Raw genomic sequence first — 16,238 nt, forward strand, 5'->3', positions numbered from 1 at the left:
ATTGGTACAGACCACTTAACAGTCACTGACGACGGAGAACGTACCCGGCATAAGAGAACAGAACGAGAACGGCGACCCCCAGTCGCGCCAAGTTCGTGTACTCCTCCGGGTAGATCACGCCTTCGATGTAGTGGTCGATGAAGCCGCTAGGGGGCAGGCCGTCCTGACCCGCCTGGCGACGTGACCAGTCTTCCACGAGTGTGAGCGGGCATTCGACGCCTGTCACGACCGACATGACTCCCCAGGCGGCGACGGCGAGGTGGATCCGGATCGTGCGCGGCCAGCGCCAGGCCAGGAAGCCGCCCACGGCCATGTAGGCGAGAAAGGCGAAGTGCACCACCATCGCGGCGTCGGCGAGGAGGCGGTACATCATGGCTCGGCGGTCGCCGCCTTCCAGGCGTTCACGACGCCGTGACCATAGAAGCCGTTGTCGGAGGTGCCGCCCTCGCACAGGTGTTTCTGGTTCTGCCCGAGCGAGTCGTAGGAGTACTCGCGCGGGGTGGGGCACGCCTTGGGCGTGGCGGTCTTGTAGAGCAGCTTCTCGACGGTGTCGGGGGCGAGTTCGAGCCCGCCCTTGCCGGGCTTGCCGAAGCGGCTGATGAGGATGGCGGCGACGCCGGTGGCGTGCGGCGCGGCCATGGAGGTGCCTTCGAGGTACTGGTAGTAGGAGCAGGTGCCGCGGGTGCAGTCGCGGACGACGTCGGCGCCCTTGGGCTTGCCGTCGCGGCCGATGCGGCCGGTGGCGCGCAGCACGTGTTCGGGTGCGGCGGCCAGGATGCCTCTGGTGGCGCTGATGCCCTGCCCGTCGAGGACGTCGCCGCCGGGCGCGGACACATCGGTCTGCTCCAGGCCGTAGTCGCTGTAGGCGGCCTTGCGGCCGGAGGGGCCGAGCGCGGAGACGGAGATGACGCCTTTGGACTCGGCGGGCACGTTGATGCAGGAGTTGTCGATCTGGCGGGTCTTCTCGTCGCCTTTGGGGTAGCCGGGGCTCTGCCTGTCGATCGTGGGTTTGCCGAGGTCGGTGGAGCCGTTGCCGAGGGCGGAGATGAGCGTGACGCCGCGCTGGCGCGCGTAGTCGACCGCACGCTGCATACCGGTGATGATGGCGCGCTGTTCGAGCTGCTGTTTCTTGGTGTCGGACTTGTTGGCGCGGCAGTTGAACAGCCAGGGGTCGACGTAGTAGCTCATGTTGACCACGTCGACGCCGATGTCGGCGGCGTAGGTGAGGGCGTCCATGCTGGGCTTGAGGAAGAAGTAGCCGGAGTCCTGGCCCGCCCTGATGTTGACGATCTGGACGCCGGGCGCCACGCCGGCGATGCCGATGCCGTTGATGGGCGAGGCGATGGTGCTGGCGACGTGGGTGCCGTGGCCGTCGTCGTCGACGTCCACCGGGTCCTTGCAGTCGGGGGCCTCGCAGGGGCCGTCGAGCGTCTCGCCGTAGTCGTCCTTGGGGCGGTCGGTGACGAAGTTGCGGCTGAGCTCGCGGTTGAAGTTGGGCGCGATGTCGGGGTGCTTGCCGTCCACGCCGGTGTCGATGACGCCGACGAGGACCTTCCTGCTGCCGGGGACCTTGGTGTTGGCGCGGTCGGCGCCGATCATGCGCATGTCCCACTGGCGGGGGGCGAGCGGCTCGCCGTTGCGTTCGGTGAACGCCTGCTCGTCGGGCAGGGCCGCGGGGTCGGTGATGAATCGTCCTGAGGTACGTCCGATGCTGCGGTCGGGCGTGACGCCGACGACGGAGGGGTCGTCGCCCACGGCCGTCTGGAAGCCGTCGCCGCCGGTGGCCAGGAGGTAGCCGAGCTTGGTGTCGTCGGAGAGGGTGGTGCCGCCCGCGCGTTCGACGGCGGCCTTGGCCTGGCTCTTGTGGCCCCATGCGTAGAAGACGAGGTATTCGGGCCGTCCCGGCGCGGTTTCCGGCTCGCGGTGGGCCTGGCTCGGTTCCGGGTCGCCGCCGGCCTGGCTCGGGCGCGGGACGGTGGCCGAGCAGGCGGCGAGTGTGAGTGCGGCGGCCAGAGCCGTCATCCCCGAGGCGACACGCCGCATATCTCCCCCTACGCCTGGATGCCGCAGAACCTGAATCTTCCCGACAGTCAACCAGTGATGCAACCGAGTGGTGAAATTTCGGTTGATGGCGGGCGAAGCGGACCTCAACTGGCCTTTCCGGCGGCGTCGCGGCGCGCCGCGTCCGGGCAGCCCCTGAGTGCCTTCCAGCGGCTGCCCCCGGCCGCGCCTCGGCAACTCCTCGGGGGCGGGCGCGACGGCCGTCCTTGCGGCTGTTCAGGGGCGTATGAGGGGCCCGGCGAGCGTGGCGGCGTGGTGCCGCGGCTCAGGGGCGCATGACGGGTGTCCGGCAAGCGCGGCGGCCGCATGACGGGGCGAGCCTGCCCGTCGCCGGGTGACGGGCAGGCGGGCGAGCCGGGCGTGTCAGGCGTTGCGGCTCGGCTGGGCGTCGGGCTCGCGGCGGTCGGGCCGTACGCCCGCGGCGTCCGCCTCCTCCCCAGCCTCCGCCCCCAGCCGGACGTCCGGCAGGAAGGACAGCAGCACCGCGGCGGCCAGCATGATCGGCCCGGTCCACGCGAACACCCCGGTGATCGCGTCGGCGAAGGCGAGCTGCGTGGCGTGCCGGGTGGCCTCGGGCAGCGCCTGGATGGCGGCCGGGGTGAGCGAGGCCTGCCCCGGCGCGAGACCGGCGGCGAAGACGCCGCCGAGCACCGACACGCCCACGGCGCCGCCGACGTTCCTGGCGAACGTGACGGCCGAGGTGGCGGCGCCCCGGTCGGCCACGGGCGCGGTGGTCTGCACGGCGAGCATGAGGTTCTGCCCCATCACGCCGAGCCCGAGCCCGCACAGCACCATGTACGCCCCCGATACGACAGGGCCGGTGGTCACGTCCATGGTGGAGAACAGGATTCCGGCGATCCCGGCGAAGACGGCCCCGCCCACGATGATCCACTTGTAGCGGCCGAGCCTGGTCACGATCTGCCCGCCGAGCGTGGAGGCGACGATCATGCCGCCCATGAGCGGGAGCAGCAGCAGCCCGGAGTCGGCCGCGCCGGCGCCGCGCGCGAGCTGGAGGAACATCGGCAGGAACGTCGCCATGCCGACCAGGGAGGTGGCCAGCAGCACGATGGAGATGACGGGGATGGTGAAGGAGCGCGAGCGGAACAGCCGCAGCGGCAGGATGGGCTCGGCGGCCCTCCGTTCGGCGAGGACGAACAGCGCGCCGAGCACCACCGCGCCGGCGCCGAGGCCGATGATGACGGGCGAGGTCCACGCGTAGGTGCCGCCGGCCCAGGAGGCGAACAGGGTCAGGCAGGTGAGCACCCCGGCGATGAGCGCGGCGCCGAGCCAGTCGACGCGGTGCGGCGAGGTGCGCTTGGGCAGCTTGAGCACGGCGAACGCGACGGCCAGGGCGATGGCGCCGAGCGGCAGGTTGATGTAGAAGATCCAGCGCCAGGAGATGTGCTGGGTGAGGAAGCCGCCGACGAGCGGGCCGGCGATGGAGGCGATGCCGAAGACGGCGCCGAACAGGCCCTGGAAGCGGGCGCGTTCGCGGGGTGAGGCGACGTCGGCGACGATGGTCAGGGTCAGCACCATGAGGCCGCCGGCGCCGATGCCCTGGAAGGCGCGGAAGACGATGAGCTGGCCCATCGTCTGGGCGATGCCGCACAGGGCCGAGCCGAAGAGGAAGAGCACGATGGCCGCGAGGTAGAGGGTGCGGCGGCCGTACATGTCGCTGAGCTTGCCGAACAGCGGGGTGGCGATGCCGGAGGTCAGGGCGAACGCGGTGACCACCCACGACAGGCTCTCGAGCCCGTGCAGCTCGCCCACGATGGTGGGCATGGCGGTGGCCACCACGGTCTGGTCGAGCGCGGCCAGGAACAGGGTCAGCATGAGTGACCCGATGGTCACCCAGAGTGTTCGTCGCGAGGTGGACCGCTGAGGGATTGTCGCTACCATGAGCAGACTCCTTGCTTCTTTTTGGCGAGAGGGCAGGAGTGATCCGCGGCGATCGGGGGTGCCACCCCGGTCGCCGCCCTTGTCCTCAGGAGAGTCAGAGCCCGTTTTCGAGCAGGGTGAACGCCTCTTCGATCAGCTTGTCGACCGGCTCGCCGCCGGCCACGGACTCCTGCACGGCCGAGACGGCCGCGCCGAAGGTGGCGATGACGAGCAGCCTGGCGTGCATGCCGCTGGTGACGCCCGGGCGGTCTCTGACGGCGCCGAGAAGGCTCTCCAGCAGCTTCGTCTCGTCGACGGCCCTGGCCTTGGCGGCGAGCTCGGGGTAGCGGCTGCGCAGCTCCATGGACGGTTTGAGGTCGGCCATGATCGGGCGCAGGCGCTGCGCGAGCGTGCGCGCCACGGCCTTGAGCGCCTGGAAGGCGGACTCGTCCGCGGGCCTGGCGCGCAGCAGCTCGATGAACTCCTCGGGCGTCCACGGCGACACGGGGGCGAGCGCCTCCTCCTTGGAGGCGAAGTAGTTGAAGAAGGTGCGCGGCGAGATGTCGGCCGCCGCGCTGATGGCCTCGACGGTGGCGGCTTCGAGCCCCTGGTCGAGCGCGATGCGGATGGCGGCGTTCCTGATCGCCTGCCGCTTTTCGGCCCGGCGACGCTCGCGCCGCTCCTGCGGACTCTCCATGCTTTGCACTATATGCATCTCTTGCACACTCTGCAAGTCCTGCACGGTCTGCAATATGTGCAGGACGTGCAATCCGTGCCGGCCCGGAAAACGCGAAGGCGCCCGCCACAAGGGCGGGCGCCTTCGGAAAGAGGCGGGCTCAGACGAGCGGACGCGCCGTCGGCAGGATCGGGTACGGCAGCGCCGTGTCGCCCGAGAGGTACCGGTCCACGCCGGAGGCGGCCGAGCGCCCCTCGGCGATGGCCCACACGATGAGCGACTGGCCGCGGCCCATGTCACCGGCCACGAAGACGCCGTCGATCTTCGTCATGTACGTCTTGTCGCGCGCCACGTTGCCCCTGGCGTCGAAGAAGCCGTCACCGGCGACCTCGGCCAGGTCCCGCAGCAGCGGGCCCTTCTCCGGCCCCAGGAAGCCCATGGCGAGCGTGACCAGCTCGGCCGGGATCTCCCGCTCGGTGCCGGGGATGGGCTTGAACCCGGTCTGCGGCCCCTCGACCTCGACCAGGCGCAGCGCCCGCACGTTGCCGTCCTCGTCGCCGACGAACTCGGTGGTGGAGACCGCGTACATGCGCTCTCCGCCCTCCTTGGCCAGCTCCTCGTGGGCGCTTTCCATCTTGAACAGCATCGGGTACGTGGGCCACGGCTGGCTGGCCGGCCGCGTGGCGGGCGGCTGCGGCATGATCTCCAGCTGGGTGACCGACTTGGCGCCCTGGCGGATGGCGGTGCCGATGCAGTCGGCGCCGGTGTCGCCGCCGCCGATCACGACGACGTGCTTGCCCTCGGCCGAGACGGGCGAGACCGGGAAGTCGCCCTCCTGGACCCTGTTGGACAGCGGCAGGTACTCCATCGCCTGGTAGATGCCCTTGAGCTCGCGCCCGGGCACCGGCAGGTCGCGCCACTGGGTGGCGCCGCCGGACAGCACCACGGCGTCGAACTGCTCGCGCAGCTCGGCGGCGGTGATGTCGACGCCGACGTTGACGCCGGTGCGGAACTCGGTGCCCTCGGCCCGCATCTGCTCGAGACGGCGGTCGATGTGCCGCTTCTCCATCTTGAACTCGGGGATGCCGTAGCGCAGCAGGCCGCCGATGCGGTCGGCCCGCTCGAACACCACCACGTCGTGCCCGGCCCTGGTGAGCTGCTGGGCGGCGGCCAGGCCGGCCGGTCCGGAGCCGACGACCGCGACCTTCTTGCCGGTCTTGACGGCCGGCGGCTGCGGCTTCACCCATCCCTCGGCGAACGCGCGGTCGATGATCTCGACCTCGACCCGCTTGATCGTCACCGGGTCGGAGTTGATGCCGAGCACGCACGCCGCCTCACACGGAGCCGGGCAGAGCCGGCCGGTGAACTCGGGGAAGTTGTTGGTGGCGTGCAGCCGCTCGATCGCCTCGCGCCAGTCGGTGCGGTAGACGAGGTCGTTCCACTCGGGGATGAGGTTGCCCAGCGGGCAGCCGTTGTGGCAGAACGGGATGCCGCAGTCCATGCAGCGCGCCGCCTGCTTGGTCAGCTTCTCGCGGGGGAAGTCCTCGTAGACCTCCCGCCAGTCGCTGATGCGGACGTCGACGGGACGGCGCGCCGGCAGCTCCCGCTCGTGCGTGAGGAAACCCTTCGGGTCAGCCATTCGGTACGCCTCCCTTAACCCTGAACCGCGGCCGCCATGACGGCCTCGTCGATGTCCCTGCCCTCGATGCGGGCGGCCTCGGCGGCCTCGAGCACCCGCTTGTAGTCGGTCGGCATGATCTTGCCGAACCTCGCCAGCGCCGCGTCCCAGTCGGCCAGCAGCTGCTTGGCGACCGGCGAGCCGGTCTCCGCGAAGTGCTTCTCGACGGTCTCCTTGAGGAACTCGGCGTCGGCCTCGGTGAGCTCCTCGATGGCGACCATCTCGCGGTTGACCCGCTCGGGCTTGAGGTCCAGCAGGTACGCGATGCCGCCCGACATGCCGGCCGCGAAGTTGCGCCCGGTGGGCCCGAGCACCACGGCCCGGCCGCCGGTCATGTACTCGCAGCCGTGGTCGCCGACGCCCTCGACGACCGCCGTGGCGCCGGAGTTGCGCACGCAGAACCGCTCGCCCACGACGCCGCGGATGAACACCTCGCCGGAGGTGGCACCGTAGAGCGCGACGTTGCCGGCGATGATGTGGCCGTCGAGCGGCGCCTCCTCGTGCGGCCTGACGATGATGCGCCCGCCGGACAGCCCCTTGCCGACGTAGTCGTTGGCGTCACCGGTCAGCCGCAGCGTGATCCCGCGCGGCACGAACGCGCCGAACGAGTTGCCCGCCGAGCCGGTGAAGGAGATGTCGATGGTGTTGTCGGGCAGCCCCTTGCCGCCGTACCGCTTGGTCACCTGGTAGCCGAGCATGGTCCCGACCGTGCGGTTGACGTTGCGGATGGGCAGCTCCAGCGTGACCGGGGTGCCGTCGTTGATGGCGCCCTCGGCGAGCTGGATGAGCGTGTTGTCGAGCGCGTGCTCCAGCCCGTGGTCCTGCTCGACGACCTTGCGCAGCGCGGTGCCCGCGGGCAGCTCGGGCTTGTGCAGGATCGGCGACAGGTCGAGGCCGCTCGCCTTCCAGTGCTCCTCGGCCGCGGTGGTGTCGAGCATCTCGACGTGGCCGATCGCCTCGTCGAGCGAGCGGAAGCCCAGCTCGGCCAGGTATTCGCGGATCTCCTCGGCGATGAACTCGAAGAAGTTGACCACGAACTCCGGCTTGCCGGTGAAGCGCTTGCGCAGCTCGGGGTTCTGCGTGGCCACGCCCACCGGGCAGGTGTCGAGGTGGCAGACCCGCATCATGACGCAGCCGGAGACGACCAGCGGGGCGGTGGCGAAGCCGTACTCCTCGGCGCCGAGCAGCGCCGCGATGACGACGTCGCGGCCGGTCTTGAGCTGGCCGTCCACCTGCACCACGATGCGGTCGCGCAGGCCGTTGAGCAGCAGCGTCTGCTGCGTCTCGGCCAGGCCGAGCTCCCAGGGGGCGCCGGCGTGCTTGAGCGAGGTCAGCGGCGAGGCGCCGGTGCCGCCGTCGTGGCCGGAGATCAGCACCACGTCGGCGTGCGCCTTCGACACGCCGGCCGCGACCGTGCCGACGCCGACCTCGGCGACCAGCTTCACGTGGACCCGGGACTCCGGGTTGGCGTTCTTCAGGTCGTGGATGAGCTGGGCGAGGTCCTCGATCGAGTAGATGTCGTGGTGCGGCGGCGGCGAGATGAGGCCGACGCCGGGCGTGGAGTGGCGGGTCTTCGCGATCCACGGGTAGACCTTGTGGCCGGGAAGCTGCCCGCCCTCGCCGGGCTTGGCGCCCTGCGCCATCTTGATCTGCAGGTCGTCGGCGTTGACCAGGTACTCGGAGGTGACGCCGAAGCGTCCCGAGGCGACCTGCTTGATCGCCGACCTGCGGGCCGGGTCGTACAGGCGCTCGGGCTCCTCGCCGCCCTCACCGGTGTTGGACTTGCCGCCGAGCCGGTTCATCGCGATGGCGAGCGTCTCGTGGGCCTCCCTGGAGATGGAGCCGTACGACATCGCGCCGGTGGAGAACCGCTTGACGATGCTCTCGACGGGCTCGACCTCCTCGATGGGGATCGACTTGCCCTTGCGCAGCTTGAACAGGCCGCGCAGGGTCATCAGCCGCTCCGACTGGGAGTCCACGAGCCTCGTGTACTCCTTGAAGATCTCGTAGCGGCGGGTCCTCGTGGCGTGCTGCAGCTTGAAGACGGTCTCGGGGTTGAACAGGTGCGGCTCGCCCTCGCGCCGCCACTGGTACTCGCCGCCGACCTGGAGCCTGCGGTGCGGGTTCTCCACCCGCGGGTAGGCGTGGCGGTGGCGCTGGGCGACCTCCTCGGCCAGCACGTCGAAGCCGACGCCGCCGAGGCGCGAGGTGGTGCCGGTGAAGCAGGAGTCGATGACCTCCTGGCTCAGGCCGAGCGCCTCGAAGATCTGCGCGCCGGTGTAGGACGCGACCGTGGACACGCCCATCTTCGACATGATCTTGATGACGCCCTTGCCGTACGCCTTGATGAGGTTGCGCACGGCCTTGTGCTTGTCGACCTTGAGCACGCCGCTGTCGACCAGGTCCTCGACGGTCTCGATGGCGAGGTACGGGTTGATCGCGGCGGCGCCGTAGCCGATCAGCAGCGCCATGTGGTGGCACTCGCGGGCCTCGCCGGTCTCGATGACCAGGCCGATCTTGGTGCGGGTCTTCTCCTGGATGAGGTGGTGGTGCACCGCGCCCGTCAGCAGCAGCGACGGGATGGGCGCCAGCTTCTCGTTGGAGCCGCGGTCGCTCAGCACGATGATGCGCGCGCCGTCGGCGATCGCCCTGGAGGCCTCGGCCCTGATCTCCTCCAGCCGCTTCAGCAGCGCCTGGCCGCCGCCGGCGACCTCGTACAGGCCGCTGATGACGTACGGGTGGAAGCCCGGCAGGTCGTGCTCGTCGTTGATGTGGATGATCTTGGCGAGCTCGTCGTTGTCGATCACCGGGTACGGCAGCACGAGCTGGCGGCACGAGCTCGGCCCCGGGTCGAGCAGGTTGCCCTCGGGCCCGAGCGTGCTGGCCAGCGAGGTGACCAGCTCTTCCCTGATGGCGTCCAGCGGCGGGTTGGTGACCTGCGCGAACAGCTGGGTGAAGTAGTCGAACAGCAGCCGCGGCTTCTCGCTGAGCACGGCCACGGGCGTGTCGGTGCCCATGGAGCCGATCGGCTCCTGCCCGGTGCGCGCCATCGGCGACAGGATGATGCGCAGCTCCTCCTCGGTGTAGCCGAAGGTCTGCTGCCGCTTGACGAGCGCCTCGTGCGTGGGGATCTCCCGCTGGCGGGCGGGCAGCTCCTCGAAGCGGACGAGGCCGGCGTGCAGCCAGTCGGCGTACGGCTGCTCGGCGGCGAGCTCCGCCTTGATCTCGTCGTCCTCGATGATCTTGCCGCGGGCGGTGTCGATGAGGAACATCCGGCCCGGCTGCAGGCGGCCCTTGCGGACGACGTCCTCGGGGGCGATGTCCAGCACGCCGGCCTCGGAGGCCAGCACGACCAGGCCGTCGGCGGTCACCCAGAAGCGGCCGGGGCGCAGGCCGTTGCGGTCGAGCACGGCGCCCGCGACGGTGCCGTCGGTGAACGTGATCGAGGCGGGGCCGTCCCAGGCCTCCATCATCGTGGAGTGGAACTCGTAGAAGGCGCGCCGCGCCGGGTCCATCTCCGTGTGGTTCTCCCACGCCTCGGGGATCATCATGAGCACGGCGTGGGGGAGGCTGCGGCCGCCCATGTGGAGCAGCTCGAGCGCTTCGTCGAAGCTGGCGGTGTCACTGCCATCCGGGTCACAGATGGGGAAAAGTCGCGAAATATCGCCCGGAATGTGGGCGGAGGCCAGCATCGCCTCGCGCGCCCGCATCCAGTTGCGATTGCCCTTGACCGTGTTGATCTCGCCGTTGTGGGCGATGTAGCGGTAGGGGTGGGCCAGCGGCCAGCTCGGGAACGTGTTGGTGGAGAAGCGCGAGTGCACCAGCGCGATCGCCGTCTTGTAACGCTCGTCGCTCAGGTCGGGGAAGAACGGCTCGACCTGCTCGGGCGTCAGCATGCCCTTGTAGACGATCGTCCGCGAGGACAGCGAGGGGAAGTACACCTTCGCCTCGTGCTCGGCCCGCTTGCGCAGGCAGAACGTCAGCCGGTCGAGGTCGAGCCCGGCACGCCCGCCGGGGTCGGACACGAACAGCTGCGCGAAGTGGGGCATGACGGCCCGCGCGCTCGGACCCGGCAGGTCGCGGTCGACGGGCAGCTCCCGCCAGCCGAGCACGGTCAGGCCCTCCTCGGCCGCGATCTGCTCGATCAGGCGGACGGCGGCCGCCCTGGCCTCGTCCTCGACCGGGAGGAAGGCGATGCCGGCCGCGTACGAACCGGCGTCGGGCAGCGTGAACGGCACGCCGGCCCGGAAGAACTCATCGGGGACCTGCGTGAGGATACCGGCGCCGTCGCCGGTGTCAGGCTCGCTACCCTTGGCCCCCCGGTGATCGAGATTGCACAACGCCGTCAGCGCCTTGACCACAATCCCGTGATCACGCCGTCCCGCGACGTCGGCGACCATGGCGACACCGCAGGCGTCATGCTCGTTGGCGGGGTGGTAAAGACCCTGAGGCTCGGGGAACCCGAGGCGGGCAGCAGGCATTGAATCCCTCCCGTCGTCTTTCGTCTGTCTGGAACCGCTGTACAGGCGAGGGACGACGTTGGCCCTGCTGCATATCGTGGGTAGAGGTTACCTCACCCTGCCGGAATGGTGCCCGCCGCGTCCGTATTGCGAACATTTGGGCAGGTCCCGGCATCTGAACTCCCTATCCCAAACCCCGGACACCCGGCGCGGAATCCCCGTCCCAGCCGCGGTTTCCGCACACCGCCTCGCCCCCGCCACCCCACCCGCGCCTCCCCCGGCACCCCGGTTGTCCCTTGCCGCCCGCAGGCGCTCCCACCAGCTGTTCACCCACCGTCACCACGCACCTCATCAGCCCCGTCCCGAACAGCTCACCCGAGCCGACGCCGGCACGCGGGCGGCGTCAGGCGGATTCCCGGGGCGGCGGCACCGATAGGGTTCGCTCATGGAGCGCGACGGGGTGGAACGGCTGCTCACCGAGGCCGGGGCCGGCAGCAGGCGGCTGAGGCACGCCCTGGCCCTGCTGTGCGACGGCCAGTGGTGGACGTTGCCCGGCCTGGTCAGGGAGACCGCGACGTCACGGCGTACCATCGAGGCCCTGCTCGGCGAGCTGGTGCTGGAGCGGGACGGCGACCGGATGCGGGTCCCGCCCGTCGACACGCCCGCCTACCAGGACCTCATCGCGGTCGCGCCGCCGCCTGAGGACCCGGTCGCGCACCTCGTCCCCCACTACGCCGACGCGCTCGACCGCCTCACCGGCCTCGTCGCCAAGGCGCCGCGCGCCCGCCACGTGCTCGACCACGTCTCCGCGACGCCCGACACCGTGCTGCGGCGGGCGCTGCTGCTCGGCGCCCGTTTCTGGCTGCCCGGGGCGCGGCTGCTGTGCGTGGGCGACCACGACCTCACCTCGCTGGCCGTGAAGCTGGTGCATCCCGAGACGGACGTGACCGTGGTCGACGTCGACGAGCGCATCCTGGCCTACATCGACGAGCAGCGGCTGGGCGTCCGTACGCGCTGGGCCGACCTGCGGCTCGGCCTGCCGGCCTCGGCGCGCGACCACGACCTGGCGCTCACCGATCCCCCGTACACGCCGGAGGGCATCGGCCTGTTCGTGGCGCGCGCGGTGGAGGGGCTGCGCGAGGACGGGCGGGTGCTGCTGGCGTACGGGGCGAGCGAGCGCACGCCGATGCTGGCGTTCAAGGTTCAGCAGGAGCTGACCGAGCTCAACCTCGCCTACGAGGCCATCTATCCCGACTTCAACCGCTATTTCGGGGCGGAGGCCATCGGCTCGGCCGCCGACCTGTACATCCTGCGCCCCACCGGCAAGACCCGCCCCGCCGTGCAGTCGCGCCTGTCACGCCAGTCCACGGCCATCTACACGCAGGGGCCGCAGGCGGTCGAAAGCGCGGCTCCGTCCGTGGCGCCGGCTGAGGCGATCGCGGGTTTCGAGCCGGACCTGCTGGTCGGCGAGTGGCCCAAGGAGCTGTCCCAGCCCCGGGTCAGGCTCTCGACGTGGCTCGCCAAGCCCTACGCGGCCACACCGTCGCGGGTGGCGGTCGCCGTGCCGCCCGGCCTCGAGGCGGCGCTTCCACGCCTGCTGCTGGCCACGCGCGCGGAGCACGTCCGCGTCGCCGGCTCGGCTCTGCCTCCTCTCCCAAACGTTCTCTCCACCGTGTACGAGGTGCGGAACGCGAGCGAGACGGCCGTCGACGCCGTACGACGCCCTCAGCCCGCCGGCGAGGCCGAGACGGTACTGCGCAGGATCCTCGACAACGGGCACGGCAAGCTCGTCAACACCTGGCGCGAGGGCCTGATCGCGGTCGCCCGCGCCCAGGGCACGACGCTCACCAAGAACGAGGCCCGCGCCCTGATCCGCGAGGCCGCCGACTGGTCGGAGGGCCTGACCCCGATCGAGGCGCCCCTGCACCGGCTGTCGGCGCTGCCGTCCGCCGTTCAGACGACGGTGACCGCGCTCACCGGCACGACCTGACCGCGCTTCCTGGCAGGGCCTCCTGAGCCGGGCTTCCTGGCCGGGCTTCCTGGCTGGGCCTCCTGAGCCGGGCTTTCTGGCGTGCCTTCCTGACGGGCTTCTGACGGCTCCCTGCCGGTGCTTCTGACCGTGTTCCTGGGCTGAACGTCCTGCGCCGGGCTTCCGGACCGTCCGTCAGGTGGCCGCCACGATGCGGTCCTGGACCACCCGCCCCAGGCCGTCGAGCGCGACGAGCGCGGTGACCAGGTCCTGCGCGGACGCCTTGCCGCCGACCCAGCTCACCGTCACGTAGTGCCCCATGGCCCGGACCTGGGCGCTGCTGCCTTTGACGTCGAACGGGATGTCCTGCCGTACGAACGCGTCCTTGCGCAGCTCCGCCACCAGCGCGTCGGCCGCCTTGCCGTCGCCGAGGTTGAAGATGACGAACTGGCCGGAGACGGACCCGCCCTGGTACGTCGCCCGCAGCGCCTGCGTGCACCCCTCGGCAGAAGCGCCGACGAGGAGCTCTGAGCAGTCGGTGAACGCATCCGCCGCGACCCGGCGCAGGGTCCCCAGGGTCTCGGACGAGGCGGGGAAGACCTCGTCGGGGGTGAGCGGGGCGGCGTCGTTCTGCCGGCTGTCGATGGCCGCGTAGAAGGCGGAGGTGGCCTCGGCATGCAGGGCGGACGGGCGCGGCGTCTCGGCGGTGAACCACAGCCACCCGGCCACGCCGAGTGCCGCCACCAGCACGCCGGCCGCCACGGACACGAGCACGCGCCTGGACATCAGGACGACGGCCCCGTGATCGACACGACCCGGCGGTAGACCGCCTTCTCGGCGCCGCGCAGAGCGAGCGTGAGCGAGACGAAGTCGTCCTTCGCGGTGGGCTCGGCGCCGTCCACCCGGCCCAGCCACACCAGGCCGACGTAGTGGCCGAGCGCGTAACCGCCCGCCTCGGAGTACCCGCCGGGCGGGAAGACGGCCTTCCCGGACGACAGCGGCTGCACCCAGCCGCCCCGATAAAGCACCTTCAGCTGCTCCACCAGCTCGGCCGCCGACTTGGCGTCCTCGAGGTTGATCAGCGTGTACTGGCCCACGTAGCGGCCGTCGGAGCTGAGATACAGGCCGCGGGCGGTCTGGGTGCAGCCCGCGTCCTCCGCCAGTTGCAGCAAGTCCTCCCCCTGCAACGCCTGCGTACAGTCGCCGTCGAGCTTCTTGGCGGCGAGCTTCAGCTTGAGCTTCTTGGAGACGGTCAGCTCCTTCTGGCTGAACACCTCCTTCTCCGTCAGCGGCTTCGCGTCCTTCGCCCGCTCCGCCACGGGGTCGAACAGCTTGGGCGACTCCCAGCCGTGGAACACCGCGGGCAGCACCGCGTCCGGCGTGAGCACCGCCGCGGTGGCCCGTCTTTCCGGCTGGTACGTCCCCAGCGACCTGACCACGGACACGAACCCCACCCCGGCCGCGATCACCCCGACCACCGTCGCGATGATCACCAGCAGCCGCTGCCGCTCCGGCGGCATGCCCATCTCGGTGAGCACCGGGAACTGCCAGTCGGAGCGCGGCGTGCGGCGCCGCTTGCGCGAGGTCGCCTTGCCCTCATCCAGACCGCCGTCCCGCCCTTCGGGCCGCGAACCGCTGTCCGGCCGCCCATCAGGCCGAGTCCCCGCCCCCGGCCGCCTGCCGGATGGCGGGCCGTCGCCCGACCGGCCGCCGGCACCAGAAGCCGCCTCCGGCCACTCATCGGACCGAGAGCCGGCGTCCGGCCGTCTCCCGGCGCCGTCGTCCCGCGTACGCCCGCCGCTCCCCGCCGGACCGGCCGCGCGCTTACGGCTTCCGACGATGCCGCCCGGCGGCATGCCCAGGCCGAGCCCGTCCTCCTGACCGTTGCCGGTGCCGGATCCGCTCTCCGCCCGCGACCCGGCCTCGGACTCCGCACCGGAACGCATGCCGTCGCCCTTGCCCCGGCCGCGTCCCAGCAGCCCGAAGCGCCGCCGCTGCGTACCGCCCTCGTCCACGCCGGGGCCGGAAGCCCAGAAGTCGTCATCGCCGTCCGCGGCCCGACCGCCGTCACCCGAGGCTTCGGCCTTGCTCCTGCCCTTGCCTCGGCCCCGGCCCTCGCCCTCGGCGGCAGCCCGCCGGCGGTCCTTCCTGCGACCGTCAGCGTGACCGGATCCGGCATCGCCGGCGTCCCCATCGAGCTCGGCCTCGGCAGCCCGGGCATGACCAGCACCCTCAGCAACGCCGCCCTCTGCACGGGCCCGCCTGCGGCGACCACCGTCGGCAGCGTGACCGAGGCCACCGCCCCGTCCCTCATCAGCGGCAGCGTGGCCGAGACCGGTGCCCTCGGCTTCGGCGGCACCATCACGACCGCCGTCCCGAGCGCGACCATCAGGCCCAGGAGCCGCCCGGCCTTGGTCGTCACCGCCCATCGCCGAGCGGCCACCGTCGCCGCCCGAACGCCGCCGGCCTCGACGGGCGGCACGCCCGCCGTCATCAGCCAGGGCGGCCGACGAGTCACCGGCCGCGAACCCGTCGCCCCCTTCGGGGGCCGGCCGCCGCCGCCCGGACGCAGCGCGCCCGTCCCCGTCCGCCCCGGCCGCCGACCACTCACCACTGGCAGCCGCTGGAGCCGACGACCTTTCCCCACTGGGGGACGGCCTGGTCACCGGCCCCTCACCACCAGCGGACGGCCGACCCGCCGGCCACTCACCGCTAGCAGAAGGACCGCCTGCCGGCCACTCACCACCAGCGGACGGACCACCTGCCGGCCACTCACCACCAGCGGACGGACCACCTGCCGGCCACTCACCGCTAGCGGACGCACCGCCTACCGGCCATTCTCCGCTGCCAGGCTGTGCGGCCTGCTCGGCCCGGCGAGCTGCCCTGCGCCCGAGCCGGCCGCGCGCGGAACGGCTGGACGGCTCGCCCTCGGATCGGCCCGCAGCAGCCGGCCCCCAGATGTCGCCCGAGCCCGTTACGGCCTGACCGGCTCCCGCTGCCGCAGGACCGGCTTCTGTTGCCGCATGACCGCCCGCGTGTTCACCGCTCTCGTGACCGGACGCCGACGGCCTGCCGCTTTCGGCCGCCTGCCGGCCGCCGCTGCGCGACCCGGCGCCGTGCCTCCCGGGGTCGGTCCCGGCGGCCGACCAGACGTCACCGGCCGTGCCGCCACCCATCGCGGGCCACCCAGCGGCGTCCGTGCCCGTGCCGGCCGACCGGCCGTGACGACGCGAGCGCCGCCCCGCCGAACGTCCTCTCCTGCCGCCTTCGGCCTCCGCCTCCGGCACCGCGTCACCGACCGGACGACCGCTCGCGGGCTCACCGCCGTCTCCGGCGGAGCGCTCCTCGCCGATGAACCAGCTACCAGTGCCAGGCCTGCTGCCACCCGAGGCACCAAGGTCACCGACACCCCACCCGCCGGTCCCCGACCGACCATCACCCGCAGGCCAACCACCCGTGCCCGACCCACCGTCACCGGCAGGCCAACCACCTGTACCCGAGGAGCCCCCACCCGCA

At 71.5% G+C, this 16,238-nt stretch carries 9 protein-coding genes; 1 reads left to right on the plus strand and 8 read right to left on the minus strand.

All coding sequences use genetic code 11. From position 1 onward, the window contains the following. Positions 1-22 precede the first annotated feature (22 nt). From ACGFIM_RS08655 to gltB, 6 genes are all read right to left on the minus strand, one after another. Positions 23-373 carry a DUF2784 domain-containing protein gene (locus ACGFIM_RS08655; protein WP_393196812.1) on the minus strand — a complete coding sequence of 117 codons (351 nt, stop codon included), beginning with the start codon at positions 371-373 and terminating at the stop codon, positions 23-25. After that, complete coding sequence (locus ACGFIM_RS08660) at positions 370-2,043, minus strand: S8 family serine peptidase (protein WP_393196815.1); 1,674 nt, start codon at positions 2,041-2,043, stop codon at positions 370-372. The genes ACGFIM_RS08655 and ACGFIM_RS08660 overlap by 4 nt, the downstream gene beginning before the upstream one ends. A gap of 381 nt (positions 2,044-2,424) precedes the next feature. Beyond that, positions 2,425-3,960, minus strand: coding sequence for an MDR family MFS transporter (locus ACGFIM_RS08665; protein ID WP_393196818.1), 1,536 nt, complete (start codon positions 3,958-3,960; stop codon positions 2,425-2,427). Positions 3,961-4,054: 94 nt separating this feature from the next. Further along, complete coding sequence (locus tag ACGFIM_RS08670; RefSeq protein ID WP_393196821.1) at positions 4,055-4,636, minus strand: TetR/AcrR family transcriptional regulator; 582 nt, start codon at positions 4,634-4,636, stop codon at positions 4,055-4,057. Between the two features lie 139 nt (positions 4,637-4,775). Further along, positions 4,776-6,254 (minus strand): glutamate synthase subunit beta, encoded by a 1,479-nt coding sequence (locus ACGFIM_RS08675; RefSeq protein WP_393196824.1) that lies wholly within the window; start codon positions 6,252-6,254, stop codon positions 4,776-4,778. Positions 6,255-6,268: 14 nt separating this feature from the next. Beyond that, positions 6,269-10,774: a glutamate synthase large subunit gene (gene gltB / locus ACGFIM_RS08680; RefSeq protein ID WP_393196827.1), complete on the minus strand. Its 4,506-nt coding sequence runs from the start codon at positions 10,772-10,774 to the stop codon at positions 6,269-6,271. A gap of 424 nt (positions 10,775-11,198) precedes the next feature. Between gltB and ACGFIM_RS08685 the strand changes: the two genes are divergently transcribed. Continuing rightward, the gene (locus tag ACGFIM_RS08685) at positions 11,199-12,743 is read left to right on the plus strand and encodes a bis-aminopropyl spermidine synthase family protein (protein WP_393196830.1); all 1,545 of its coding nucleotides are present in this window, start codon (positions 11,199-11,201) and stop codon (positions 12,741-12,743) included. Between the two features lie 174 nt (positions 12,744-12,917). Here the strand turns inward: ACGFIM_RS08685 and ACGFIM_RS08690 are convergent, their stop codons facing one another. Both ACGFIM_RS08690 and ACGFIM_RS08695 read right to left on the minus strand, forming a co-directional pair. Then, positions 12,918-13,508: a hypothetical protein gene (locus ACGFIM_RS08690; RefSeq protein WP_393196833.1), complete on the minus strand. Its 591-nt coding sequence runs from the start codon at positions 13,506-13,508 to the stop codon at positions 12,918-12,920. After that, complete coding sequence (locus ACGFIM_RS08695) at positions 13,508-14,737, minus strand: hypothetical protein (RefSeq protein ID WP_393196836.1); 1,230 nt, start codon at positions 14,735-14,737, stop codon at positions 13,508-13,510. Before ACGFIM_RS08695 ends, ACGFIM_RS08690 begins: the two co-directional genes overlap by 1 nt. Positions 14,738-16,238 lie beyond the last annotated feature (1,501 nt).

Source organism: Nonomuraea sp. NPDC049309, from assembly GCF_043196965.1.
Classification (GTDB): domain Bacteria; phylum Actinomycetota; class Actinomycetes; order Streptosporangiales; family Streptosporangiaceae; genus Nonomuraea; species Nonomuraea fastidiosa.

What these genes read in the sequence shown, in the direction of transcription:
- ACGFIM_RS08675 (WP_393196824.1), bottom strand. Translation starts at nt 6,254, where the DNA reads ATGGCTGACCCGAAGGGTTTCCTCACGCACGAGCGGGAGCTGCCGGCG.
- ACGFIM_RS08660 (WP_393196815.1), bottom strand. Translation starts at nt 2,043, where the DNA reads ATGCGGCGTGTCGCCTCGGGGATGACGGCTCTGGCCGCCGCACTCACA.
- ACGFIM_RS08670 (WP_393196821.1), bottom strand. Translation starts at nt 4,636, where the DNA reads ATGGAGAGTCCGCAGGAGCGGCGCGAGCGTCGCCGGGCCGAAAAGCGG.
- ACGFIM_RS08690 (WP_393196833.1), bottom strand. Translation starts at nt 13,508, where the DNA reads ATGTCCAGGCGCGTGCTCGTGTCCGTGGCGGCCGGCGTGCTGGTGGCG.
- ACGFIM_RS08685 (WP_393196830.1), top strand. Translation starts at nt 11,199, where the DNA reads ATGGAGCGCGACGGGGTGGAACGGCTGCTCACCGAGGCCGGGGCCGGC.
- gltB (WP_393196827.1), bottom strand. Translation starts at nt 10,774, where the DNA reads ATGCCTGCTGCCCGCCTCGGGTTCCCCGAGCCTCAGGGTCTTTACCAC.
- ACGFIM_RS08655 (WP_393196812.1), bottom strand. Translation starts at nt 373, where the DNA reads ATGATGTACCGCCTCCTCGCCGACGCCGCGATGGTGGTGCACTTCGCC.
- ACGFIM_RS08665 (WP_393196818.1), bottom strand. Translation starts at nt 3,960, where the DNA reads ATGGTAGCGACAATCCCTCAGCGGTCCACCTCGCGACGAACACTCTGG.